The 22,182-nt window shown below is 71.0% G+C and carries 23 protein-coding genes and 1 pseudogene; 16 read left to right on the top strand and 8 right to left on the bottom strand.

Annotation, left to right across the window (positions count from 1 at the left end; translation table 11 throughout):
* Positions 1-22: 22 nt before the first annotated feature.
* Positions 23-949 carry a lactonase family protein gene (locus FHR33_RS39025; protein ID WP_183658848.1) on the top strand — a complete coding sequence of 309 codons (927 nt, stop codon included), beginning with the start codon at positions 23-25 and terminating at the stop codon, positions 947-949.
* A 53-nt stretch (positions 950-1,002) separates the two neighbouring features.
* Here FHR33_RS39025 and FHR33_RS39030 read toward each other — a convergent pair whose 3' ends face one another.
* Positions 1,003-1,713 (bottom strand): Clp protease N-terminal domain-containing protein, encoded by a 711-nt coding sequence (locus FHR33_RS39030; RefSeq protein ID WP_183658850.1) that lies wholly within the window; start codon positions 1,711-1,713, stop codon positions 1,003-1,005.
* A gap of 54 nt (positions 1,714-1,767) precedes the next feature.
* Complete coding sequence (locus FHR33_RS39035) at positions 1,768-3,204, bottom strand: FGGY family carbohydrate kinase (RefSeq protein WP_183658851.1); 1,437 nt, start codon at positions 3,202-3,204, stop codon at positions 1,768-1,770.
* Positions 3,205-3,326: 122 nt separating this feature from the next.
* Here FHR33_RS39035 and FHR33_RS39040 point away from each other — a divergent pair, with 122 nt between their 5' ends.
* Complete coding sequence (locus FHR33_RS39040) at positions 3,327-4,352, top strand: 6-phosphofructokinase (RefSeq protein WP_183658853.1); 1,026 nt, start codon at positions 3,327-3,329, stop codon at positions 4,350-4,352.
* A 115-nt stretch (positions 4,353-4,467) separates the two neighbouring features.
* On the opposite strand, the gene FHR33_RS39045 is transcribed toward FHR33_RS39040, so the two are convergent.
* Positions 4,468-5,295 carry an MHYT domain-containing protein gene (locus FHR33_RS39045; protein ID WP_183658855.1) on the bottom strand — a complete coding sequence of 276 codons (828 nt, stop codon included), beginning with the start codon at positions 5,293-5,295 and terminating at the stop codon, positions 4,468-4,470.
* Positions 5,296-5,409: 114 nt separating this feature from the next.
* On the opposite strand from FHR33_RS39045, the gene macS reads away from it, so the two are divergent.
* From macS to thiI, 3 genes are all read left to right on the top strand, one after another.
* Positions 5,410-6,585, top strand: a complete 1,176-nt coding sequence (macS, locus tag FHR33_RS39050; protein ID WP_183658856.1) for a MacS family sensor histidine kinase — start codon at positions 5,410-5,412, stop codon at positions 6,583-6,585.
* Between the two features lie 69 nt (positions 6,586-6,654).
* Positions 6,655-7,323: a response regulator gene (locus FHR33_RS39055; protein WP_183658858.1), complete on the top strand. Its 669-nt coding sequence runs from the start codon at positions 6,655-6,657 to the stop codon at positions 7,321-7,323.
* Positions 7,324-7,386: 63 nt separating this feature from the next.
* Positions 7,387-8,583: a tRNA uracil 4-sulfurtransferase ThiI gene (gene thiI, locus FHR33_RS39060; RefSeq protein WP_183658860.1), complete on the top strand. Its 1,197-nt coding sequence runs from the start codon at positions 7,387-7,389 to the stop codon at positions 8,581-8,583.
* 25 nt (positions 8,584-8,608) lie between these two features.
* Here the strand turns inward: thiI and FHR33_RS39065 are convergent, their stop codons facing one another.
* Both FHR33_RS39065 and aroF read right to left on the bottom strand, forming a co-directional pair.
* Complete coding sequence (locus tag FHR33_RS39065) at positions 8,609-8,896, bottom strand: YiaA/YiaB family inner membrane protein (protein WP_183658862.1); 288 nt, start codon at positions 8,894-8,896, stop codon at positions 8,609-8,611.
* 114 nt (positions 8,897-9,010) lie between these two features.
* On the bottom strand, positions 9,011-10,045 hold the full coding sequence (aroF, locus tag FHR33_RS39070) for a 3-deoxy-7-phosphoheptulonate synthase (protein WP_183658864.1): 1,035 nt from the start codon (positions 10,043-10,045) through the stop codon (positions 9,011-9,013).
* Positions 10,046-10,269: 224 nt separating this feature from the next.
* Here aroF and FHR33_RS39075 point away from each other — a divergent pair, with 224 nt between their 5' ends.
* From FHR33_RS39075 to FHR33_RS39095, 6 genes and pseudogenes are all read left to right on the top strand, one after another.
* A complete protein-coding gene (locus FHR33_RS39075) occupies positions 10,270-10,893 on the top strand; it encodes a molybdopterin-dependent oxidoreductase (protein WP_183658866.1) in 624 nt (207 codons plus the stop codon).
* A 569-nt stretch (positions 10,894-11,462) separates the two neighbouring features.
* Positions 11,463-11,615: pseudogene (locus FHR33_RS52960) on the top strand (histidine kinase); the annotation flags it as partial.
* A gap of 172 nt (positions 11,616-11,787) precedes the next feature.
* Positions 11,788-12,075 carry a sensor histidine kinase gene (locus FHR33_RS52965; RefSeq protein ID WP_312895925.1) on the top strand — a complete coding sequence of 96 codons (288 nt, stop codon included), beginning with the start codon at positions 11,788-11,790 and terminating at the stop codon, positions 12,073-12,075.
* A gap of 65 nt (positions 12,076-12,140) precedes the next feature.
* A complete protein-coding gene (locus FHR33_RS39085; RefSeq protein WP_183658869.1) occupies positions 12,141-12,878 on the top strand; it encodes a LytR/AlgR family response regulator transcription factor in 738 nt (245 codons plus the stop codon).
* The gene (locus FHR33_RS39090; protein WP_183658871.1) at positions 12,875-13,174 is read left to right on the top strand and encodes a hypothetical protein; all 300 of its coding nucleotides are present in this window, start codon (positions 12,875-12,877) and stop codon (positions 13,172-13,174) included. The genes FHR33_RS39085 and FHR33_RS39090 overlap by 4 nt, the downstream gene beginning before the upstream one ends.
* Complete coding sequence (locus tag FHR33_RS39095; RefSeq protein WP_183658873.1) at positions 13,171-14,679, top strand: sodium:solute symporter family transporter; 1,509 nt, start codon at positions 13,171-13,173, stop codon at positions 14,677-14,679. The genes FHR33_RS39090 and FHR33_RS39095 overlap by 4 nt, the downstream gene beginning before the upstream one ends.
* Before the next feature lie 425 nt (positions 14,680-15,104).
* Here FHR33_RS39095 and FHR33_RS39100 read toward each other — a convergent pair whose 3' ends face one another.
* The 3 genes from FHR33_RS39100 to FHR33_RS39110 form a co-directional block, all read right to left on the bottom strand.
* Positions 15,105-15,944, bottom strand: coding sequence for a deoxyribonuclease IV (locus FHR33_RS39100; RefSeq protein WP_183658875.1), 840 nt, complete (start codon positions 15,942-15,944; stop codon positions 15,105-15,107).
* A 101-nt stretch (positions 15,945-16,045) separates the two neighbouring features.
* Positions 16,046-17,530, bottom strand: a complete 1,485-nt coding sequence (locus tag FHR33_RS39105; RefSeq protein WP_221241425.1) for a beta-N-acetylhexosaminidase — start codon at positions 17,528-17,530, stop codon at positions 16,046-16,048.
* A 46-nt stretch (positions 17,531-17,576) separates the two neighbouring features.
* Complete coding sequence (locus FHR33_RS39110; protein ID WP_183658877.1) at positions 17,577-19,079, bottom strand: PucR family transcriptional regulator; 1,503 nt, start codon at positions 19,077-19,079, stop codon at positions 17,577-17,579.
* Positions 19,080-19,212: 133 nt separating this feature from the next.
* Here FHR33_RS39110 and uraD point away from each other — a divergent pair, with 133 nt between their 5' ends.
* From uraD to FHR33_RS39135, 5 genes are read left to right on the top strand one after another with little or no spacing between them, the layout of a single operon-like run.
* Positions 19,213-19,686, top strand: a complete 474-nt coding sequence (gene uraD, locus FHR33_RS39115; RefSeq protein ID WP_183658879.1) for a 2-oxo-4-hydroxy-4-carboxy-5-ureidoimidazoline decarboxylase — start codon at positions 19,213-19,215, stop codon at positions 19,684-19,686.
* Positions 19,683-19,982, top strand: a complete 300-nt coding sequence (uraH, locus tag FHR33_RS39120) for a hydroxyisourate hydrolase (protein ID WP_183658881.1) — start codon at positions 19,683-19,685, stop codon at positions 19,980-19,982. Before uraD ends, uraH begins: the two co-directional genes overlap by 4 nt.
* Positions 19,983-20,846, top strand: a complete 864-nt coding sequence (pucL, locus tag FHR33_RS39125) for a factor-independent urate hydroxylase (RefSeq protein ID WP_183658883.1) — start codon at positions 19,983-19,985, stop codon at positions 20,844-20,846. It begins immediately after the preceding gene.
* 2 nt (positions 20,847-20,848) lie between these two features.
* Positions 20,849-21,709 carry an FAD binding domain-containing protein gene (locus FHR33_RS39130; RefSeq protein WP_183658884.1) on the top strand — a complete coding sequence of 287 codons (861 nt, stop codon included), beginning with the start codon at positions 20,849-20,851 and terminating at the stop codon, positions 21,707-21,709.
* A complete protein-coding gene (locus FHR33_RS39135; RefSeq protein ID WP_183660558.1) occupies positions 21,709-22,182 on the top strand; it encodes a (2Fe-2S)-binding protein in 474 nt (157 codons plus the stop codon). The genes FHR33_RS39130 and FHR33_RS39135 overlap by 1 nt, the downstream gene beginning before the upstream one ends.

The raw sequence follows: 22,182 nt of genomic DNA on the forward strand, positions 1-22,182 counted from the left end.
CAAGCATGAAAGGATGTGCGCTGTGAAGCACCTCTTTGTCGGCGGATATGGCCCCGACCTCGTGACCGTCAATCCCGACCTGGCAGTGATCGCGGGCGTCGCCGCGCAGAAGGCCTCCTTCCTGGCCCCGCATCCCACGCTCGCGGTGCTCTACGCGGTGGGCGAGGCCGACAACGGGCTCGTCAGCGCCTACACCATGGCCGACGGCGTGCTCACGCCGCTGGCCGAGCGTTCCAGCGAGGGCTCGCAGCCGTGCCACCTGGCCGTGCATCCGGACGGCGAGGTGCTGGCCGTGGCCAACTACGCCGACGGCACGGTGAGCCTGCACCGGCTCGACGAGTCCGGCGACTTCGCGGGGGAGCCGGTGGTGCTCAGGCACGCGGGCTCCGGGCCGGTGGCCGAGCGGCAGGAGTGCTCGCACGCCCACCAGGCCACCTTCCACGACGACCTGCTGCACGTGACCGACCTCGGCACGGACGAGATCCGCCGCTACACCCTCGCGGGCGCCGAGCTGGCGCCGGTGAAGCTGCCCCCGGGGACCGGCCCGCGTCACCTGGTCTTCGAGGGTGGTCGCTGCCACGTGGCCGGCGAACTCGACGCCATGGTGCGCACCTATGACGCCGAGTGGAACGAGGTGGCCGCCGTTTTCGCCAGCGACGAGCCGGGCACCAACTACCCCTCGCACATCGAGGTGGCGGGCGCCTACCTCTACGTCGGCAACAGGGGCCCCGACACCGTCTCCGTGCTGCGCGCCGACGACCTGGGCAAGGTCGCGGAGGTGCCCAGCGGGGGAAGCTGGCCCAGGCACTTCGCCATCGACGGCGACACGATGTACGTCGCCAACCAGACGAGCAACACCGTCGCGCTCCTCCCACTGGTCAACGGCCTGCCGGGCCCTGCCGAGGAGAGGTTCGAGGTCGCCGCGCCCGCGTGCGTGCTGCCCTGGTAGGGCCGATCAGCGGTCCCGTGCGGGCGGCGTGGTGACCGCCCGCAGGAGGTGACTCAGGCCTCGCCTCGGATCCCCCCGAGCAGCTGCTCGAGCCGCTCCTCCACCGCCTGCTTGGCGACGCCGAGGCGGGCGAAGCCGTCCGCCACGGGTCCCTCCTCCAGTGAGAGCAGACCGAGCAGGATGTGCTCGGTGCCCACGTAGTTGTGGCCCAGGCGCAGCGCCTCGCGCAGCGTGAGTTCGAGCACCTTCTTCGACTGACCGGAGAAGGGGATCTTCTCGGGCGTCGCCTCCTGCCTCTCGGAGGTGGTCGTCATGGCCTCCCGCACCGCGTCGGGCGAGGCGCCGAGAAGCTCCATGATCTTGACGGCCAGGCCCTCGGGCTCGTGCAGCAGGCCGAGGGCCAGGTGCTCGGGCTCGATGTGGTCCCTGGCGGCGGTGCGCGCCTCCTCCTGCGCCGCGACGACCACGTGGCGGGCGCGCTCGGTGAAGCGCGTGTAGTTGCGCATCTCCTCGATCAGGTTCGCCCCGTCCTTGGGCACGAACCGCTTCTGGGCGGCCTGCTTGGTCACACCCATGCTCCTGCCGATGTCGGTCCACGACGCTCCGGCGTGGCGGGCCTGGTCGACGAAGTGGCCGATGAGGTGGTCGGCGACCTCGCCGAGGTGCTCGCCGAGCACGACCGCGTTGGACAGCCGGGTCAGCGGGTCGGGGCCGCTGGTCTTGACGGCGTTGATGAGGTCGTCGAGCTTGACGTTCGTCTCCATGCGTCAACCATAGGTTGACGGCCATAGGCCGTCAACCCTGAGTTGACGATCGGCTCACGCTCGCGAACGCCGTACGGCGCCCTGCCACCGCTCGTAGGCCGCGTCGTCGCGCGCGCCCGGCTCGAAGCGGCGATCGAGCTGCCAGGTCTTGCGCAGCTGCTCGGTGGAGGACCACAGGCCCGAGCCGAGGCCCGCGAGGAAGGCCGCGCCCAGCGCCGTCGTCTCCTGGATCACGGGGCGCTCCACCGCGATGCCCAGCTGGTCGGCCTGGAACTGCATCAGCAGGTCGTTGGAGCTGGCGCCGCCGTCGGCCTTCAGCGCCGCCACCGGCGGCATCGTCTCCACCACGTCGCGCACCTCGAAGGCGATGGCCTCCAGCGTCGCGCGCACCAGGTGGGCCCTGGTGGTGCCGCGGGTGATGCCCGTGATCGTGCCGCGCGCCTCGGGATCCCAGTGCGGCGCGCCGAGGCCGGTCAGCGCGGGGACGAACACCACGCCGCCGCTGTCGGGGACCGTCCGGGCCACCGCCTCCGACTCGGGCGCGGTGTTGATCAGGCCGAGCCCGTCGCGCAGCCACTGCACCGCGGCCCCTGTCACGAAGATCGCGCCCTCCAGCGCGTAGGTGCGCTCGCCCGAGGGGGTCTGCCACGCCACCGTGGTCAGCAGCCCCGCCTCGGAGCGGACGATCTCGTCGCCGGTGTTGACCAGCAGGAAGGAGCCCGTGCCGTAGGTGCATTTGACGTCGCCCGCGGAGAAGCAGGTCTGGCCGAACAGCGCGGCCTGCTGGTCGCCCGCCATGCCGGTGATCGGCAGGTCGAGCCCGAGGAAGGCCTCGGGGGCAGTCCTGCCGATCTCGCCGTAGTTCGGAACGATCTCGGGAAGGGCCTCCTCGGGAACGCCGAACAGCTCGCACAGCTCGGGCTCCCAGCCGCCGGAGGCCAGGCCGTACAGCAGGGTGCGGGAGGCGTTGGAGGGGTCGGTCACGTGCCTGGCGCCCGCGGTCAGCCTGGCGATCAAGTAGGAGTCGACGGTGCCGGCCACGACGCCGTCCGCCCATGCCCTGGGGTCGTTCTCGCGCAGCCAGGTCAGCTTGGTCGCGGTGAAGTAGGGGTCGAGGCGCAGGCCCGTCAGCTCCGAGACGCGAGGCTCGTGACCCTCCTCGCGCAGGCGCGCGCAGATGCCCGAGGTGCGCCTGTCCTGCCAGACGACCGCGCGGCGCGGCGCGGCCAGCGTGCGCCGGTCCCACAGGACCGCCGTCTCCCTCTGGTTGGTGAGGCCGACACAGGTGGGGGTCGCCGACGCCCCGTCCAGGGCCGTACGGCAGGCCGCGAGCGTCGCCTGCCAGATCTCCTCGGGCGCGTGCTCCACCCACCCGGGCTGCGGGAAATGCTGGGCGAACTCCTCGTATCCCCGCGATTCGATCCGCCCCTCCTCGGTGACGATCAGCGCGGTCACGCCTGTTGTGCCTGCGTCTATCGCCAAAACGCTCACGGCGCCTCACCTTTTGGTCTAGACCATTGTCCGTGCCAAGGGGCACAATGCGTTGCGTCGGCGATACGCCGATCGCACCGCCCCATTAGTTTGGTCGTGAATCCCATCGGGAGGAACCCGCCATGCGTATTGGAGTGCTCACCGGAGGCGGAGACTGCCCCGGTCTCAACGCTGTGATCAGGGCCGTTGTCCGCAAGGGTGTCAGTGTTTACGGGCATGAGTTCGTCGGATTCAAGGATGGCTGGCGCGGCCCCCTCGAGGGCGACACGATGCCGCTGGACATCCAAGCCGTACGGGGCATTCTGCCGCGTGGCGGCACGATCCTCGGCTCGTCCCGCACCAACCCCATCAAGATTGAAGGTGGCGTCGACCGTATCAAGGACAATCTGGCCGCAGGCGGGGTCGACGCGCTGATCGCGATCGGTGGCGAGGACACCCTCGGCGTCGCCCGTCAGCTGTTCGATCGCGGGGTCAAGGTGGTCGGCGTGCCCAAGACCATCGACAACGACCTGTCGGGCACCGACTACACCTTCGGCTTCGACACGGCGGTCAACATCGCCACCGAGGCGATCGACAGGCTGCACACCACGGCCGAGTCCCACCACCGCGCGCTCATCTGTGAGGTCATGGGGCGCCACGCGGGCTGGATCGCGCTGCACGCGGGCATGGCGGGGGGCGCGAACGTCATCCTCATCCCCGAGAAGCCCTTCGACATCGACAGGGTCTGCGAGTACGTCGAGTCCCGCTTCCGCACCCGCTACTCGCCGATCATCGTGGTCGCCGAGGGCGCGCACCCGGTCGAGGGGCAGATGGCGCTGCAGGCGGGCGAGCTCGACTCCTTCGGCCACGTACGGCTTGGCGGCATCGGCGAGGTGCTGGCCAAGGAGATCGAGAAGCGCACGGGCAAGGAGGCCCGCACGACCGTGCTCGGCCACATCCAGCGCGGCGGCACGCCCACCGCGTTCGACAGGGTCCTGGCTACCAGGTTCGGGCTGCAGGCGATCGACGCCGTCCACGCGGGCGACTTCGGGACGATGGTGGCGCTGCGCGGCACCGACATCGTGCGCGTCGGGCTCGACGAGGCCACCTCCGAGCTGAAGACCGTGCCGGTCGAACGCTACGAGGAGGCCGAGGTCTTCTTCGGCTAGCGGTTGACGGGCCGTACCCGGAGGGATGGAGCGTTGCTCCGCTCCATCCCTCCGGGTACGGCCCGCGCCGCCTCTGTCCCGGCCCGCTAGAAGCGCGCGGGCCGTGCCTTCGAGCTCATGTGCGGGAGTAGGGGCCGGGCGAGCGCAGGGTCTGGGCGCGGGCAGCGGCCTGACGGCGCATCTCCAGGCGGGCCATCAGCTCGGCGTCCTCCTGGAGCTCCTGCTCCGACGGCGACAGGATGACCATCAGGAGCATGGTCAGCGTGATGAGGCTGACCACGGTCATCAGCGGCACCAGGAACGACAGCGCGTCGGCGCCGCCCACGTGCCCGGGCTCGGGGTGGACCTGCACCATCATCGCGAACATGCCGGTGTAGTGCATCCCGCAGACGGCCACACCCATGATCAGCGCCGCGCCCGTGATGGCGAGCGGACGCTTGACCTGCACCGTGAACCACAGCGCCACCGTCGCCGCGACGACCGCGATGGCGACGGAGGCGCCCACGATCAGCGGATCGTAGGAGACGTGCGCGGACATGTTCATGGCGTACATGCCCATGTAGTGCATGCCGGCCACGCCGAGGCCGGTCAGCAGGCCGCCGCCCAGCAGCGAGAGCACTCTGGCCCGGCCGTAGGAGACGAGGAACAGGCCCGCGCCGACGACCACGATGGCCACGAGCGCGGAGGCCACGGTGAGCGGCACGTCATATCTGATCTGCGTGCCCTCCACGTCGAAGCCCATCATGGCGATGAAGTGCATCACCCAGATGCCGGTGCCGCCGATGGAGATGGCGGCGGCGACGAGCCAGCGGGCGCGCGAAGAGCCTGTCGAGGCGTTGGCCTGGGCCGTGAGCCGCAGTCCGAGCATTGACCCGATCGCCGACATCACGTACGCGAGGATCGGCGTGAGCGGGCCCTGGGTGAAATGATTAACAGCGGACATGTTGTGAGATTCCTTGCCATAGGGATCTACCGGATTGTGGCAGGCGGAACGTCCAATTTGCATGGATAGCATCACTATCTGTCAACTGGCGTGTCGGAAACGCGAGAAATACTCATGACAATCGAGGGACCGTTCTGGCGGGCGATCGCCGTCTTCAGGGTCGCCTCGCTCGTGTACGCGGGCGTTCTGATGGCCCAGCACGAGGGCTTCGCCGAGCCCTTGACGGGCTGGGTGGTCATCGCCGTCATGGCGCTCTGGACGGCCGCCTCGACCTTCGCCTACTCCGTCAGGGCGCTGCGCGGCAGGCCGCTGCTGGTGATCGACATGCTGGTGACTCTCGCGTGCCTGCTGGCCACGCCGTACGTACAGGGTCAGTTCCAGGGCCAGCTGGGCAGCATGCCGGTGCCCGCCATCTGGGTCGCGAGCCCCGTGCTGGCCTGGGCGGTGTACGGCGGGCGCCGCCTGGGCGCGGTCGCGGCGGCCATCGTCGCGGTAGCCGACCTCTGGGTGCGCGTGAACGGGCCGGACTCGCCCGTCCTCCTCAACGGCGCGGTGCTGCTGTTCATGGCGGGCATCGTCGTCGGCCACGTGGCGCGCCTGGCCAAGCAGGCCGAGGAGCGCATGCAGCGGGCCGCCGAGATGGAGGCGGCGCAGCGCGAGAGGGAGCGGCTGGCGCGCGGCATCCATGACTCGGTGCTGCAGGTGCTGGCGCTGGTGCAGCGGCGAGGGCAGGAGATCGGCGGCGAGGCGGCCGAGCTCGGCAGGCTCGCCGGGCAGCAGGAGGCGGCGCTGCGCGAGCTGCTCGCCGTCCGCCCCGCGCCGACGGGCTCGGCCGATCTGCGGGCGCTGCTCATGAGGCACGGCTCCGCCCAGGTCACGGTCTCCACCCCGGCCACCCCCATCGTCCTGCCCGGCAGCGTGGCCGAGGAGGTGGCGGCGGCCGTGCGGGCGGCGCTGGACAACGTGCGGGCGCACTGCGGGCCGGAGGCGAGGGCGTGGGTCTTCGCGGAGGAGGGGGAGGGTGAGGTGACGGTCAGCGTGCGTGACGAGGGCGAGGGGATCGAGGAGGGACGGCTGGAGCAGGCCCGCGCGGAGGGACGGCTCGGTGTGGCGCAGTCGATCGAGGGCAGGGTGGCGGACCTGGGCGGCCGCGTGTCGATCATCTCCTCGCCCGGCGAGGGCACCGAGGTCGAGATCACCGTCCCCTCCGCCCAGCCGCCCGCCTCTGTCGACAGGGCTGTCAGAGGGCGGCGAAGCCCAGGGCCATCAGGACGAGACCCGGCGACGTGACCACACACCCCCTGGCGTGGGCGAGCCTGCCCTGCCGTACCTGCCGGTGACTGTGCTTAGAGTTGCGGCATGGTGCGGGTGATGGTGGTCGACGACCACCCGATGTGGCGCGACGGGGTGGCGAGGGACCTGACCGAGGCGGGCTACGAGGTGGTCGCCGCCGTCGGAGAGGGACGGCAGGCCCTGCGGGTGGCCGAGGCGGTCAGGCCCGACGTGGTCGTCCTCGATCTCCAGCTGCCCGACCTGTCGGGGGCCGAGGTGGCCAGGGGGCTCGGCGACGCCAAGATCCTCGTGCTGTCGGCGAGCGCCGAGCAGGAGGACGTGCTGGAGGCGGTGAAGGCAGGGGCGTCGGGCTACCTGGTGAAGTCGGCCAGCAGGGAGGAGTTCCTCGACGCGGTGGCGCGCACCGCCTCGGGCGACGCGGTCTTCACGCCCGGCCTCGCCGGGCTGGTACTGGGGGAGTACCGCAGGCTGGCGGCCAGGCCCGCGGCACAGGCCGAGGGGCCCCGGCTGACCGACAGGGAGACGGAGGTGCTGCGGCTGGTGGCCAAGGGGCTGTCGTACCGGCAGATCGCCGACAGGCTCGTGCTCAGCCACCGGACGGTGCAGAACCACGTCCAGAACACGCTGAACAAGCTGCAGCTGCACAACCGGGTCGAACTCGTCCGCTACGCCATCGAACAGGGCCTGGACGACGACCCACCCCGCGCGGGGTTTTCGGGCGCGGGAGCGGACTAAACTCGGTGGGTCGCGGCGTTGCAGACAGCGCCGCGTTCCCGCATCCCTCCGGAGGTTCCCGCCATGACGATGTCCGCCCTGGGCGAGCCATGCGTTCTGCTCAAGCTGGGCGAGATCGTCCTGAAAGGCAAGAACCGTGAGCTGTTCGAGCGCAGGCTCGTCGGCAACATCCGCGCCGCCCTGAAGGACTTCGACCTCAAGATCGACGTACGGCAGCGCCACGGCGTGATCGCGATCTTCCTGCCCGCGGGCACCGGCGTCGAGGTGGCCGACCAGGTCGCCCAGCGGGTGACCGAGGTGCCCGGCCTGGTCTGGATCCATCGCGCGTGGCGGGTGGCCAAGGACCCCGACACCGTGGTCAAGGCCGCCATCGAGCTGATCAAGGACCGCGACGAGGTCAAGCGCGGCGCCACCTTCGCGGTGCGCTCCCGCCGTCGTGACAAGCGCTTCCCGCTGAAGTCCAACGAGCTCGACCGCCTGGTCGGCGGCCACATCAACGACGTCTACGGACTGCCGGTCAACCTGAAGCGCCCCGAGCTGACCGTCTTCGTCGAGGTCGACCGCGACGAGGTGTTCGTCTTCACCGACGGCCTGCCGGGCCAGGGAGGGCTGCCGGTCGGCAGCAGCGGCAGGGCGCTGGTGCTGATGTCGGGCGGCATCGACTCGCCCGTGGCCGCCTACCGGATGATGCGCAGGGGTCTCCACGTCGACTTCCTGCACTTCTCCGGCATCCCCTTCACGACCTCCGAGTCGATCTACAAGGCCTACGCGCTCGTGCGCAGGCTCGACCGCTTCCAGGGCAAATCGCGGCTGTGGGTCGTGCCGTTCGGCAAGGCCCAGCAGTCGATCAGGAACTCCGGCCAGGACCGGCTCGCGGTGATCGCGCAGCGGCGGCTGATGCTGAAGACGGCCGAGGAGGTCGCCCACCGCATCAGGGCGGGCGCGCTCATCACCGGCGACGCGCTCGGGCAGGTCTCCTCGCAGACGCTGCAGAACATCACCGCCCAGGACCACGCGGTCGAGCTGCCCATCCTGCGTCCGCTGATCGGCTGGGACAAGACGGAGATCATGGCCGAGGCGCGGCGCATCGGCACGCTGGAGATCTCCGAGCTGCCCGACGAGGACTGCTGCACGCTGCTCGCGCCCAAGCGGGCCGAGACCAGGGCCAAGATCGAGGACCTCAAGCTGATCGAGAAGCGCCTCGACGCCGAGGAGCTGGCGGTCCAGCTGGCCGACTCCATCCAGGAGTACACGCTCTAGCTCTCCGCGCGCCGCGGCGCGCGGATCAGGCGTCGACCTTGAAGGGGTCGTGCTCGGCCAGGAGCTTGTCCAGCCTGGCCTGGTCGACCCGGGTGGTGACCGCGCTGAACTCCTGGCGGTCGCGCACCACCTTGGCCAGCGTGAACGCCGAGGTGACCACGTACAGGACGCCGACGGTGAGGAAGGCCCTGATCCAGCCGGAGACCGGCAGGTAGGCGACCCCGATCGCCACGGCGGACAGGGACAGGCCGAAGGACAGGATCGACTGGATGTAGAAGGCGGCTGTCTGGGTGGGCTGGATCGGTTTGTTCATGGCTTGATGATGGATCGCCACGAACTCCGACACATGCGGAGAAATACTTAGTTACTCGTGAGTACGGCAGGCGGGTTCGTGACGCGCCGGCCGTACCAGCCCATGGCCCAGAGGTCAGACCATCAGCGCGTCGCCGACCACACCCTTGCCCATCAGCTGCGGGAAGGTGCGCATGATCTCGGCGAGCTCGCGCAGGTCGCCGTCCACCAGCGCCTGGGGACCGTCGCAGAGCGCCTGCTCAGGGTGCGGGTGGACATCGATGATCACGCCGTCGGCGCCGACCGCGATGGCCGCGCGGGTCAGCGGCAGCACCAGGTCGCGGCGGCCGCCCGAGTGGGACGGGTCGATGATGACCGGCAGGTGCGACAGGCGCTGGGCGACCGGCACGGCCGACACGTCGAGCGTGTTGCGGGTGGCGGTCTCGAAGGTGCGGATGCCGCGCTCGCACAGCACGATGTCGAGGTTGCCGCGCTGGGCGATGTACTCGGCCGCCATCAGCCACTCCTCGATGGTGGCGTTCATGCCGCGCTTGAGCATGACCGGCTTGCCCGCGGCGCCCACCGCCTGCAGCAGCGCGAAGTTCTGCGCGTTGCGGGTGCCGACCTGGAGCATGTCGGCGTAGGAGGCGACCAGGTCCACGTCGTGGGCGTCCACGACCTCGGTCACGATCGGCAGCCCGGTCTCCTCGCGCACGTCGGCCAGGATGCGCAGGCCGGCCTCGCCGAGACCCTGGAACGCGTACGGCGAGGTGCGCGGCTTGTAGGCGCCACCGCGCAGCAGCGTCGCGCCCGCCGCCTTGGCCATCTGGGCCGCCTCCAGTGTCTGCTGCGGGGTCTCCACCGCGCACGGCCCCGCGATCAGCGTCACGGTGTCGGGACCGATCGGCACCCCGCCGACGTGCACCGTCGAGCGATCGGGGTGGTTCTCCCTGCTCACAAGCTTGTAGGGGGCGGTTATGCGCATGACATCGCGCACCCCGCCCATCCCGCGCAGATTGACGGCGCTGAGCTGGGTCACATCGCCCACCAGCCCGACGATCGTGCGCTGCACGCCACGGCTGACGAACGCCTCCACCCCTGCCGCCTGCACGAGGCCGACGACCGCCTCGATGTCGCCCTGCGTCGCCTCGGGGCCCATCACGATGACCATGTTCTCTCCTTGAAAATGACGAAGGCCCCGGGTCCAGTGGACCCGGGGCCTTCGATTCGCCTGTGTGTGCTAGCGCATCACCAGATGGCGAACGGTCCGACCGGGTCCGTCGCCATACCAAAACAGGAACGTGATGCGCATAGTGCGCCAATAGTAGCGCATGCCTGAGGCGCGGCAACCGGGCACCGGGTCCCGGCCGCCGTGGTGGTGATGGGAGGATGGTCATGAACACCGTCGGCGAGGGAGTGATCGTGGAGGAGTCGCGCCTGCCCCCAGGCCAGTACGTTCCACGCGGCCGACCCGTCATCCACTACGGCAGGGTTCCGCGCTTCAAACAGGACACCTGGGACTTCCGCGTCTTCGGCGCGACGGCCTCGGGTGAGGAGCACCGCTTCACCTGGCCCGACTTCGGCGGCCTGCCGAGGACGTCGGTCATCGCCGACTTCCACTGCGTCACGAAGTTCTCCCTCATGGGGAACGAGTGGGCGGGGGTGAGCGCGCAGGCCCTCATGGCCGCGGCCCCGCCCGCGGACGGGGTCGGCCACGTGATGATCTGGGCCGAGTACGGCTACAGCGCCAACATCAGGATGTCTGACTTCTCGGCCCCCGAGACCCTGTTCGCCACGGACCTGGACGAGAAGCCCCTCTCGCCCGAGCGCGGCTTCCCGCTGCGCATCGTGGTCCCGCACCTGTACGCGTGGAAGAGCGTCAAGTGGGTGCGCGCGGTGGAGTACCTGGTGGAGGACAGGCGGGGCTTCTGGGAGGAGCGCGGCTACCACAACGTGGCCGATCCGTGGAGGGAACAGCGCTACTCCTACCAGGAGGAGCCAGGCGAGGGGCCACCTTAGCGTTCTCGCCCGGACACGGTGCGTCATTGGCTACCGTTGCGCGCATGTCGACCACCGCCTGCGTGGTGCTGGCCGCTCTGGCGTTCGCCGCGGGGTTCGTCCTGGCCAGACGGCGTCCCGCGCTACCCGAGGGTGGCTGGAAGGACGAGGCCACCTTCACGACCCTGCACATCGCGGCGATGGCGGCGCCGTCGCTGCGCGCGGGGCTGACCAAGGAGTCGGCGCGCAGGGCCGTACGGCATCTGCGCGCCCTGCTCGGCACCTCGGCGCTGGCGATCACCTCCACCGACGCGGCGCTGGCGTGGGACGGCGCCTGCACCGACGAGGTGCTGACGCACGCGCGCGCCGCCCTGGCCTCCGGCCGCCCGCACGTGTTCGCCGGTGAGCCGTACGGCGCGGTGGTGGTGCCGCTAACCGTCGAGGGCACGGTGGTCGGCGCGCTGGCCGCCTACGACGAGGAGCTGAGCGCCGCGCTGGTGCGCACGGTCACCGAGGTGGCCAGATGGGTGTCGGGGCAGCTGGAGCTGGCCGAGCTCGACTCCTCGAGGAAGCGGGCCATGGAGGCGGAGATGCGGGCGCTGCGCGCGCAGATCTCGCCGCACTTCGTCTACAACGCGCTCACCACGATCGCCTCGTTCGTCAGGACCGACCCCGACAGGGCGCGCGAGCTGATCCTCGACTTCGCCGACTTCTCCCGCTACGCGCTGCGCAAGGCCCGCGACTTCACCACCCTGGCCGACGAGCTCACCTGTGTCGACCGCTACCTGCTGCTCGAGCGGGCCCCGCTTCGGCGACAGGCTGCGCTTCAGCGTGCAGGTCGCGCCGGAGGTGCTGCCGGTGCCCGTGCCGTTCCTGTGCCTGCAGCCGCTGGTGGAGAACGCCATCAAGCACGGCATGCGCGGCCACGACGGCAAGGGCGAGGTCAGGGTGGTGGTCCGCGACGCCGGCCCCGAGGCGCACATCTCGGTCGAGGACGACGGCATGGGCATGGAGCCCGAGCGCGCGCGCCAGGTGCTCGACGACGACCCGCGCAACCAGGGCAACGGCATCGGGCTGGCCAACGTGGACGTCAGGATGCGCCAGATCTACGGCGAGGCCTACGGGCTGGTGGTCGAGACGGCGGTGGGCGCGGGCACCAAGGTGCGGCTGCGGGTTCCGAAGGCCCGCCATAGCTCTTTGTAGTCAAATCTTTACTGTCTGCTGGCGTGTCGCTTGTGACCTGGGGCGTCATGAGGCAGCGTGGGGGGATGCTACGCGTTCTGGCTGTCGACGACGAGGTGCCCGCCTTGGAGGAGCTGGCCTACCTGCTCCGCCAGGACACCAGGGTCGAGCACGTGGCGACCGCCTCCGACGGCGTCTCGGCCCTGCAGGACATGGTCCAGATGATCGGCGCGGGAGAGCGCCTCGACGGCGTCTTCCTCGACATCCGCATGCCAGGTCTCGACGGTCTCGACCTGGCCAGGCTGATCGGCGGCTTCCCCAGCCCGCCGAAGCTGGTGTTCGTGACCGCGCACGACGACTGCGCGGTGCAGGCCTTCGACCTCCAGGCGGTCGACTACCTTCTCAAGCCGGTGCGCGCCGAACGGCTGGCCGAGGCGGTGCGCAGGCTCAGCGCCGTGACCACGCCGACGGGTGAGCAGGGCCCCGACGACGTCATCCCGGTGGAGCTGGGCGGGGTCACCAGGTTCGTGCCGCAGCAGGCGGTCTGGTTCGCCGAGGCCAAGGGCGACTACGTCCGCCTGCACACCGTCGACGGCAGCTACCTCGTGCGCATGTCGCTGGCCGCGCTGGAGCGGCGCTGGTCGAGCGCGGGCTTCATCCGCGTGCACCGCAGCACGCTGGTCTCGGCCCGCCACGTCAGCGAGCTGCGCTTCGACGGCGGCAGGGTGCTGCTCACCGTCGGCACCGAGACGCTGCCGGTCAGCCGCCGCCACACCAGACAGGTAAGGGAGCAGCTGGTGCGCCAGTTCAAGGCGTTCGCGTGAACGGCAGGCGGGTGGTCGTGACCAGGAGGCCCGTCGCCGTCCACCGGGCGGCCAGGGCGTTGGGCCTCGACGTCGACGACGACGCCGACGACGCGGACGAGACCCGCAGGCTCATGGCCAGGCAGGCCAGGATCGCGCTGTCCACGGTCGCGATGGTGGTGGCCCTGCTCGTGGGGCTGCCGCTGCTGACCGCCCCCGGCGACTGGCTGTGGGTGACGCTGGCGCTCCAGCCGGTGTGGGTGGCGCTGGCCGTGATCCAGCTGAGACGGGCGGAACGCGCGGAACGCCGGCCGTGAACGCCACCGTCGGCGCGTCCGCCGCGGGCATCGCCTTCGTGATCATCCTCGCCGTGACGGTCGGCACGGTCAGGCCCCGCCGGTACGTCACGGTGGCCGAGTTCTACGTGGCGGCCAGGGCGGTGCGGCCGTGGTGGAACGGCGCGGCGATCAGCTCGGAGTTCACCTCGGCCGCGGCCTGCCTGGGCCTGGCGGGGCTGATCGCCACGCACGGTGCGCCGATGCTGTGGTATCCGGTGGGATCGGCCGCCGGGTATGTCGTGATCCTGGCGCTCGTGGTGGCGCCGCTGCGCCGCTCGGGCACCTACACGCTGCCCGACTTCGCGCAGTGGAGGCTCGGCTCGGCCGCCCTGCGGCGCTACGCGACCTGCCACGTCCTGGCGATCGGGCTGCTCTACCTCGTCTCGCAGTTGCACGCGGCGGGGGTGGTGCTCCACCTGCTCACCGGGCTGCCGCCGTGGACCGGCTGGCTGACCGTGTCGCTCGTCTCCGTGGTGGTCGCCCTCGCCGGCGGCATGTGCAGCGTGACGAGCGTGCAGGCGGTGCAGTACTGGCTCAAGCTCATCGTCTTCGCCGGGGTCGGGCTCGTGCTGTGGTACGCGTGGCGGTACGGGGCCGTCGGCGGGCCGCCGGAGGTGGCGGGGGCCGCCGCGCCCGCCGCGGGCGCCAGCCTCGCGGGAGCGGGCGACCCGTCGCTGCCCGGCGTGCTGACCGTGCTGCTGGCGTGCGCGCTCGGCACGATGGGGCTGCCGCACATCGTCGTGCGTGTCTACACCAACCCCGACGGGCGCAGCGCGCGCCACTCGATCGTGGCCAGCCAGGTCCTGCTCGGCCTGTTCTTCCTACTGCCGCCGCTGTACGGGATCCTGGGCCGCGTGCACGTGCCCGGCGCGCACGAGGACCAGGTCGTGCTCCTGCTGCCGGGAAAGATGCTGCCGGGCCCGGCAGGCGACGTGCTGACGGGGCTGCTGGCCGCCGGGGCCTTCGCCGCCTTCCTCGCGACCTCCTGCGGGGTGCTGGCGGCCGTCGGAGGCGCGGTGTCGGCCTGCGTGACGCGGCCGAGCGTGGCGTCCTTCAGGATCGCCCTGGCGGCGACGGCGGGGGCGGCGCTGACGCTGACCTCGCTCACCACGGCGGGCAGCTCCGTGCTGCTGGTGCTGCTCGGGTTCAGCCTGTCGGCGGCCACCTTCTGCCCGCTGCTGCTGCTCGGCATCTGGTGGCGCCGGCTCACCTCGGCGGGCGTCGCGGCCGGCTTCGCCGTGGGAGGCGGCCTGACGGTCGCGCTCGTCGCGGGCGATCTGGTGGGCGTGAAAGTAGGGGTCGTGTCGCAGTATCCCGCCCCGTTCGCCGTCCCGCTCTCCTTCGCGGTGATGGTGGTGATTTCTCTGCTCACGCCAGGTCGGGTGCCCTTGGAGGTGGATCGGATGATGGCCATGATGCACCTGCCCGACGATCTCGCGAGCCCCTCGGAAGACCGCTCGTCGCCCGTGGACGACCGCTCATAGTTTGAACACGCTCCGTATAGCGATGACTACTGACCGTTCGGCGAGCTGTTCGTCAACGGGGTTTCACGTCCAAGATCGCAACCGTAGTGTTTCCGCATCGGAGAGCCACTCCGTCGCATCGGGGGGGACGAGCCGCCAGGCTCACAGGCCTGATGCGCGGATCCTCCGGTGACCATCTGGTCACCGAACGGTGGTCGGGCCCTTTACCGGGGGGTAGGGCCCGCCCACCGACGACGTGAAGGGGCGCCCGCTGTGGCCGCGAGCTGGACCGCGATCCGGCCCTACGGGGGCGGCCGGATCGCGCGAGCGGCGCCCCTTTGCGTCTCCTGTCACGGGATGCGTCTACGTCGTGGCCAACAGGGCGGCCGACAGCCGGGGCGGCCGCCACCGGGCCGCCGCCAGGCCCTCTGACCGGTAGCGGCGGCTCAGCTGTCGCGCAGCTTCTTCAGCAGCTCGATGTCGGCCCTGTTCTGCTCGGCCTTGCCGGGGGTCTCGATGCAGATCGGCACGCCCGCCACGGCCGGGTGCCGCATCAGCTCACCGAACGGCTGCGCCCCGATGTGACCCGCGCCGATGTTCTCGTGCCTGTCCTTCTTGGACCCGCACACGTCCTTGGAGTCGTTGGCGTGCACGAGCTTCAGCCGCCCGGGGGCGATGGCGTGCAGCGCGTCGAAGGTCTCGCGCACCCCGTCGGGCGAGGCGAGGTCGTGGCCGGCGGCGAAGGCGTGGCAGGTGTCGAGGCAGACGCCGGCCTTGGGGTGCCAGTCGAGGGCGGCCAGGTAGGGCTCGAGGTCCTGGACGGTGGCGCACAGCATCGCGCCCTGCCCCGCCATCGGCTCGAGCAGCAGGTCGGGGCCGTCGTCGGGGATCTCCTCCAACAGGGGGAGCAGATGCTCGTGCAACTGGCGGAGGGCGTCGTCGCGGGACTGGCTGACGGCGGAGCCGGTGTGGACGACCACGCCCTTGCTGCCGGTGGCCACTCCGCGCAGCAGCGTGTGGCGCGTGATGGCGATCGAGTTGGCGAGCGTCTCGGGGTTGGGCGAGCCGAAGTTCACCAGGTAGGGCGTGTGGATGAAGGAGACGACGCCCGACTCGGCGAGCTTGGCGTCCTCTTCGGGCCTGCCCGCGGCCAGTGCCCAGCCCCTGGGGTTGGTGACGAAGACCTGCGCCATCTCGGCGCCGATCTCGGCCATGTACTTCAGGCCGCCCGTCGCCAGGCCGCCGGTGACGGAGACGTGTCCGCCGATGAGAGAGGTAGGGCTCATGATGCCGCCAGTGTAGGCCGATGGACCGACAGTCCGCGCCGGATGCCCCCGGGGTGGGGCCTTCCGGCGCGGGAGGGCCGTTCACCAGGGAGTTCGGCGCCTCACTTCCACGGGATCTCCGGCGAGCGGTAGAAGGTCACCGAGCGCGCGCTCCATCGAGGACCGTGGGCGGCGAGCCTGGCCCTGTAGCCCTCCCACGAGCGGGCGGCGGCGGGCGACCAGCCGATCTCGGCGATACCGGGCAGGCGCGGATAGGCCATGAACTCCAGCGCGTCCGAGGTCGCCAGCGTCTCCGTCCACAGCGGGGCCTCGACGCCGAGGATGTCCTGCTCGCCGACGCCCTCGACGACGGTGGCCGGGTCCCACTCGTAGCTGTCGCTGACCTCGACCAGGCCGGCCCAGTCCAGGCCGTACTCGGTGGAGTCGGTGTACTTCATGTCGAGGTAGGCGTGGTCGGCGGGCGACATGACGAGCTTGGCCCCGCGCGCCACGGCGGCGCGGGCGCGGTCGGGCTCGCGGGGGTTCCAGTGCTGGGCGACCGAGCCTGAGGTGATCTCCGCCCAGCCCATGAGCCGCTTGCCATGGGTGTCGACGATCTGCTGGGCGCGGGCGACGAACTTCTCGTAGTCCTCTGGGTCGGTGCTGTGCGCCTCGTCCCCGCCCAGGTTGAGGTACGGCCCGGGCGTGAGCGCGGCCACCTCCCGCACCACGTCGTCGAGGAAGCGGTAGGTGACCTCCTTGTCCACGCACAGGGAGCTGAACCCCACCTCGGTCCCCTCGTACGGCTCGCGCGCCACCCCGTCGCAGTTCAGCTCGGCGTAGGCGGCGAGCGCGGCGTTGGTGTGGCCAGGGGTGTCGATCTCGGGCACCACGGTGACGAAGCGCTCGGCGGCGTAGCGGACGATCTCGCGGTAGTCGTCCTGGGTGTAGGAGTCGTCGCCCGCCAGCTCGGGCCAGCTCCTGATCTCGATGCGCCAGCCCTGGTCGTCGGTCAGGTGCAGGTGCAGCACGTTGACCTTGTAGGAGGCGGCCAGGTCGATGTAGCGCTTGACCTGCTCGACGGTGAAGAAGTGGCGCGCCACGTCGAGCATCACGCCACGGTAGGAGAAGCGCGGCCTGTCCTCGATGCTCACCCCGCCGATGGTCCACGGGCCCGGCTGCGGCGCGGGGCTCTCGATCGCGGCGGGCAGGAGCTGGCGCAGCGTCTGCACCCCGCGGAAGACGCCTTCGGCGGTGCCCGCCGCCAGCCGTACGCCGCCGGGGGTGACGTCGAGGGTGTAGCCCTCGCGGCCGAGCTCCTGGTCGCCGGAGACCTCCAGGGTGATCTCCGCGGGCTCGCGCACGACGGGCAGCGCGTAGCCGGTGGAGCGGCGCAGCAGCCTGGCCAGTTCCTCGGCCACCGGCGCGCCCTCGGCCGAGCGCACGCCGATCCTGGCGTCCGAGGCCAGGGTGAAGGAGCCCTCCGTCACGCGCAGCGAGGCGGGAACAGGCACCAGGGCGGGGCCGTCCGAATCGGGGGAGGAGGGGGCGCACGAGGTGGCGAGGGCGGAGGCCGTCATGAGCGCGGCAAGGCGGCGGTGCGGCAACGGACGCTCCCAATAGTAAGGTTTCTTTACATATATCACAGGCCCCTCAGCCCAGGCGCAGCGCCAGGAAGAAGTCCACCCTGTCCTCCAGCCGCGACAGGTCCCTGCCCGTGAGGTCCTGGATGCGCTGGATGCGGTAGCGCAGGGTGTTGACGTGGACGTGGAGCAGCTCCGAGCACTTCGTCCACGACCCCGAACACTGCAGGAAGGCCTCCAGGGTGCGGACCAGGTCGGCCTTGTGCACCTGGTCGTAGGAGCGCAGCGGGTCGAGCAGGCGCACCTTGAAGACGTGCCGCACGTCGTCGGGCACCGAGGCCAGCAGCAGCACGTGCGTGGCCAGCTCCTCGTGGCCGACCACCGCGCCCTGGCCCGGCCTGCCCTCGGCCAGGCGCCTGGCGAAGCGCGCCTCCTCGACCGCGCCGCGCAGCCCCTCGACGGGCGCCGCGCCGCTGACGCCGACGGTCAGGCGGGTGTCGGTGAGCGCGGGGGACAGGTGCTGGACGGCGGCGCGCACCCGGGCGGTCAGGTCGCTGTCGTCGGCGGGCACCAGGGCGATCGCCTCGTCGTCGACGACCCCCACGGCGGGGGCGGCCGGCCCCTGCAGGAGCTCCTTGATGACGCTGCGCAGCTCGGCGGGGCGCAGGGCGCCGTGGGCCGCGGCGGCGAGCGCGACGTAGCCGGGCGCTCCCGCCAGGCCCGTGACCTCCAGCCTGGGCAGGATGTCGCTGGCCTTGCCCTCGGTGACGACCAGGCGGACGAGCTCCTGGGCGATGCGCCCCTCGGGGCTGAGCCTGTCGTCGAGCCGTACGCGCTCGACCGCGGCCACGGCCGCGAGCTCGCCCGCCAGCGCGCGCCGCTCCTCCGGCCAGTCGGAGTAGCGGCCCTCGAAGGCGACGAACCAGTCGGCCACCCTGGAGGTGGTCTGCTCGTCCACGGGGAAGACCGAGTAGCCCGCACGCGTGCACGGCAGCCGCCTGGCGGTCAGGAAGGTCGTGGCCAGGGCGGTGGCCGTGCCGGGGTCGAGCGGGCTGGAGCCCGACACCAGGCGGCCCGAGGGCGTGAGCACCCAGCAGCGCATGCCGAGGTCGCGTCCGATCATCTCCAGCACAGGATCGAGCCCCGCGCCCGCGACGAGCTGGCGGTGCCGGTCGAGCACGGCGGTCACGTCGGAGGCGCGAGCCGTCGACAGGTGCCGCACGATGTGCTCGGTGACCTCGGCGAACGACAGCTCGGGCGGCACGTGGAACAGCGGCACCCGGTGCCTGCGGCAGGCCTCGACCAGGTCGGGCGGCAGGTCGCCGCTGCGCGCCTCGCAGGCGCCGAGCCCCGACACCCCCGCCCTGGCCAGCGCTCTGACGAAGGTCTCGCTGTCGTCGGCCGAGCGCCGCCAGATCAGCCCGGTCAGGACGAGCTCGCCGCCGGTGAGGTAGCGGCCGGGATCGAGCAGGTCGGTGGTGACGACCCACCGGACCGTCCGCTCGAGCTCGTCGTGCCCGGTGACGACCGACAGCCCCAGCTCCGGCATGCCCGCCAACGCGTTGAGTCGCATGCACTCGGAGGGTAACCGAAGTGCGAACAGCCCGAGCATTGGAGGTTGACACGAAAAGACCTGGCCAACCCCCCTCCCACTTCGGAGTTCTTGCTGCTGGACCGGGGACATCAGCGCTGTGTGTACTCATGACATGGTGAACCTCAACGCCCTCAGCCCCGAAGAGGCGGAGAAGGAGCTGCTGGCCTGTTGCGCCTCCCGCGCCTTCGCCCGCGAGGTGGCGGCGGGCAGGCCGTACGCGGGGCAGGCCGAGCTGGGCGCGGCGGCCGAGGCCGCGGTGCGCGCCCTGGCCTGGCCCGACGTCGAGGAGGCGCTGGCCGCCCACCCGAGGATCGGGGAGCGCGCCGCGGGCGCAGGACGCGAGTCGGAGTGGAGCAGGCAGGAGCAGTCGGGCGTGGAGGACCACGTGCGCGCGGAGCTGGCCGAGGGCAACCGCGTCTACGAGCAGCGCTTCGGCCACGTCTACCTGATCTGCGCCACCGGGCTGTCGGGCGAGGAGATGCTCGCCCGGCTGAAGGAGCGCCTGGACCACGACGAGGCCACCGAGCGCGCGGTGGTGCGCGACGAACTGGCCAAGATCACGAAACTGAGGCTGGCGAGGATATGAGCTTCTCGACGCACGTGCTGGACGCGGTCACCGGCAGGCCCGCCGCGGGAGTCGCGGTACGGCTTGAGCACGAGGGACAGGTCGTGGCGCAGGGCCGTACCGACGACGACGGCAGGATCAAGGGCTGGAACCCGGGCGCGGGCGTGCACAGAGTGGTCTTCGACACCGGCGCCTACCTGGAGCAGACCTTCTATCCCGAGGTCGTCATCACCTTCACCGTCGCCGACCCGGCCGAGCACTACCACGTTCCCCTGCTGCTCAGCCCGTTCGCCTACTCCACCTACAGAGGGAGCTAGATGTCAGTCATCCTCGGACCCAACCGCTACGGCAAGGCGGAGACGAGACTCGTCCGCGTCGTGCGGGACGGCGGGGTCCACCACCTCAAGGACATCAACGTCAGCAGCTCCCTGTCGGGCGAGATGGCGGCGGTCCACCTCACGGGGAGCAACGCCGCCGTGCTGCCGACCGACACCCAGAAGAACACCGCCTACGCCTTCGCGCGCAAGCACGGCGTCGACCAGATCGAGGACTTCGCGCTCCTGCTGGCCAGGCACTTCGTGCGGTCCCAGCCCACGATCCACCACGCGAGGGTGGAGATCGACGAGTACGGCTGGGAGCGCATCGGCGGCGGGCACTCCTTCGTGCGCGGTGGCAGGGAGGTGCGCACCTGCGTGGTCCACCACGACCGCGACGGGCGGACCAGCGTGGTCTCGGGCCTGAAGGACCTGGTCGTGCTCAACTCCACCGACTCGGAGTTCCACGGCTACATCGTCGACGAGTACACGACGCTCAGGCCCACCACCGACCGCATCCTGGCCACGGCCGTGACCGCCCACTGGAGGCACGCCTCGCCGGAGGCCGACTTCGGCAAGTCGTACGCCGAGGTGCGCCAGAGCCTGCTCGACGCCTTCGCGGGCACCTACAGCCTGTCGCTGCAGCAGACGCTCTACGCCATGGGCACACGGGTGCTGGAGAGCAGGCCCGAGGTGTGCGAGGTTCGCATGCGGATGCCGAACAAGCACCACTTCCTGGTGGATCTGGAACCGTTCGGCCTGGACAACGACAACGAGGTCTTCTACGCCGCCGACCGGCCCTACGGCCTGATCGAGGGCAGTGTGCTGCGCGAGGACGCGCCCGACGCGGCGTTCGCTTGGGAGTGACGATGGACTTTCTTCGGCCCACGACGTGGGAGGAGGCGCTGGCCGCCAAGGCGGACCAGCCCGAGGCGGTGCCCATCCAGGGCGGCACCGACGTGATGGTGGAGATCAACTTCGACGTACGCAGGCCCGTCGCGCTGCTCGACCTCAACCAGGTGCGCGAGCTTCACGACGTGGAACTGGTCGACGGGGTGCAGCGGGTCGGGGCGGGCGTGCCGTACGTGCGGGTCATCGAGGAGCTCGGCGGCGCGCTGCCCGGCCTCGCCCAGGCGTCGAGGACGGTCGGCTCGCCGCAGATCCGCAACCGCGCCTCGGTGGGCGGCAACCTCGGCGCGGCCTCGCCCGCAGGCGACAGCCACCCGCCGCTGCTGGCCGGTGACGCGGTCATCGAGGTGGAGTCGCGGGACAGGGGCGTGCGGCTGATCCCCGCCGCCGACTTCTACCTGGGCGTGAAGCGCAGCGCGCTGGAGCCCGACGAGCTGATCAGGGCCTTCCGCATGAAGCCCGCCGAGGGCCCGCAGTACTTCTCCAAGGTCGGCACCCGCAACGCGATGGTGATCGCCGTGTGCTCGTTCGCGGTCGCGCTGCATCCGTCCGAGCGCAGGGTCGGCACAGGGATCGGCTCCGCCGCCCCCACGCCGCGCAGGGCGCTGGAGGCCGAGGCGTTCATGGCCGCCGAGCTCGACTGGGACGCGCGGCTCGACCCCGCGGTTCTGAAACGGTTCGGGGAGCTGTGCGCGCAGGCGGCCTCGCCGATCGACGACGTGCGCGGCACGGCCGACTACCGCAGGCACGCGCTCGCGGTCATGGCCCGCAGGACCCTGACCTGGGCCTGGAACGACTACAGGAAGGCGAGGGCCGCGTGATGCGGGTCAACTTCACCGTCAACGGCAGGAGCGAGGCCGTCGACGACGTGTGGGAGGGCGAGAGCCTGCTGTACGTGCTGCGCGAGCGGGTGGGCCTGCCGGGCTCGAAGAACGCCTGCGAGCAGGGCGAGTGCGGCTCCTGCACGGTCTACCTGGACGGCACGCCGGTCTGCTCGTGCCTGGTGGCGGCGGGCCAGGTCGAGGGACGCGAGGTCCGCACGGTCGAGGGACTGGCCGACGGCGAGCGGCTCGACCCCGTGCAGGAGGCCTTCGTCGAGGCGGGCGCCGTGCAGTGCGGGTTCTGCACGCCCGGTCTGATCGTGCAGGCGCACGACCTCATCCAGCGCAACGAGCACCCCTCCGACGTGGAGATCCGTGAGGCGCTTGCGGGCAACCTGTGCCGGTGCACCGGTTACGAGAAGATCCTCGACGCCGTACGGCTGGCGGCCACCCGCAAGGCGGCCCTGAAGTGA

The organism is Nonomuraea dietziae, assembly GCF_014195505.1.
In the GTDB taxonomy this organism is placed as follows: Bacteria; Actinomycetota; Actinomycetes; order Streptosporangiales; family Streptosporangiaceae; genus Nonomuraea; species Nonomuraea roseola.

Bases quoted from the DNA above. Each gene is read 5' to 3' on its own strand.
- thiI (WP_183658860.1), top strand. From the start codon at position 7,387: ATGACGATGTCCGCCCTGGGCGAGCCATGCGTTCTGCTCAAGCTGGGC.
- FHR33_RS39030 (WP_183658850.1), bottom strand. From the start codon at position 1,713: ATGGAGACGAACGTCAAGCTCGACGACCTCATCAACGCCGTCAAGACC.
- FHR33_RS39040 (WP_183658853.1), top strand. From the start codon at position 3,327: ATGCGTATTGGAGTGCTCACCGGAGGCGGAGACTGCCCCGGTCTCAAC.
- FHR33_RS39100 (WP_183658875.1), bottom strand. From the start codon at position 15,944: ATGAGCCCTACCTCTCTCATCGGCGGACACGTCTCCGTCACCGGCGGC.
- macS (WP_183658856.1), top strand. From the start codon at position 5,410: ATGACAATCGAGGGACCGTTCTGGCGGGCGATCGCCGTCTTCAGGGTC.
- FHR33_RS39135 (WP_183660558.1), top strand. From the start codon at position 21,709: ATGCGGGTCAACTTCACCGTCAACGGCAGGAGCGAGGCCGTCGACGAC.
- uraD (WP_183658879.1), top strand. From the start codon at position 19,213: ATGGTGAACCTCAACGCCCTCAGCCCCGAAGAGGCGGAGAAGGAGCTG.
- aroF (WP_183658864.1), bottom strand. From the start codon at position 10,045: ATGGTCATCGTGATGGGCCCCGAGGCGACGCAGGGCGACATCGAGGCG.
- uraH (WP_183658881.1), top strand. From the start codon at position 19,683: ATGAGCTTCTCGACGCACGTGCTGGACGCGGTCACCGGCAGGCCCGCC.
- FHR33_RS52965 (WP_312895925.1), top strand. From the start codon at position 11,788: ATGCGCGGCCACGACGGCAAGGGCGAGGTCAGGGTGGTGGTCCGCGAC.
- FHR33_RS39055 (WP_183658858.1), top strand. From the start codon at position 6,655: ATGGTGCGGGTGATGGTGGTCGACGACCACCCGATGTGGCGCGACGGG.
- FHR33_RS39110 (WP_183658877.1), bottom strand. From the start codon at position 19,079: ATGCGACTCAACGCGTTGGCGGGCATGCCGGAGCTGGGGCTGTCGGTC.
- pucL (WP_183658883.1), top strand. From the start codon at position 19,983: ATGTCAGTCATCCTCGGACCCAACCGCTACGGCAAGGCGGAGACGAGA.
- FHR33_RS39045 (WP_183658855.1), bottom strand. From the start codon at position 5,295: ATGTCCGCTGTTAATCATTTCACCCAGGGCCCGCTCACGCCGATCCTC.
- FHR33_RS39065 (WP_183658862.1), bottom strand. From the start codon at position 8,896: ATGAACAAACCGATCCAGCCCACCCAGACAGCCGCCTTCTACATCCAG.
- FHR33_RS39130 (WP_183658884.1), top strand. From the start codon at position 20,849: ATGGACTTTCTTCGGCCCACGACGTGGGAGGAGGCGCTGGCCGCCAAG.
- FHR33_RS39085 (WP_183658869.1), top strand. From the start codon at position 12,141: ATGCTACGCGTTCTGGCTGTCGACGACGAGGTGCCCGCCTTGGAGGAG.
- FHR33_RS39075 (WP_183658866.1), top strand. From the start codon at position 10,270: ATGAACACCGTCGGCGAGGGAGTGATCGTGGAGGAGTCGCGCCTGCCC.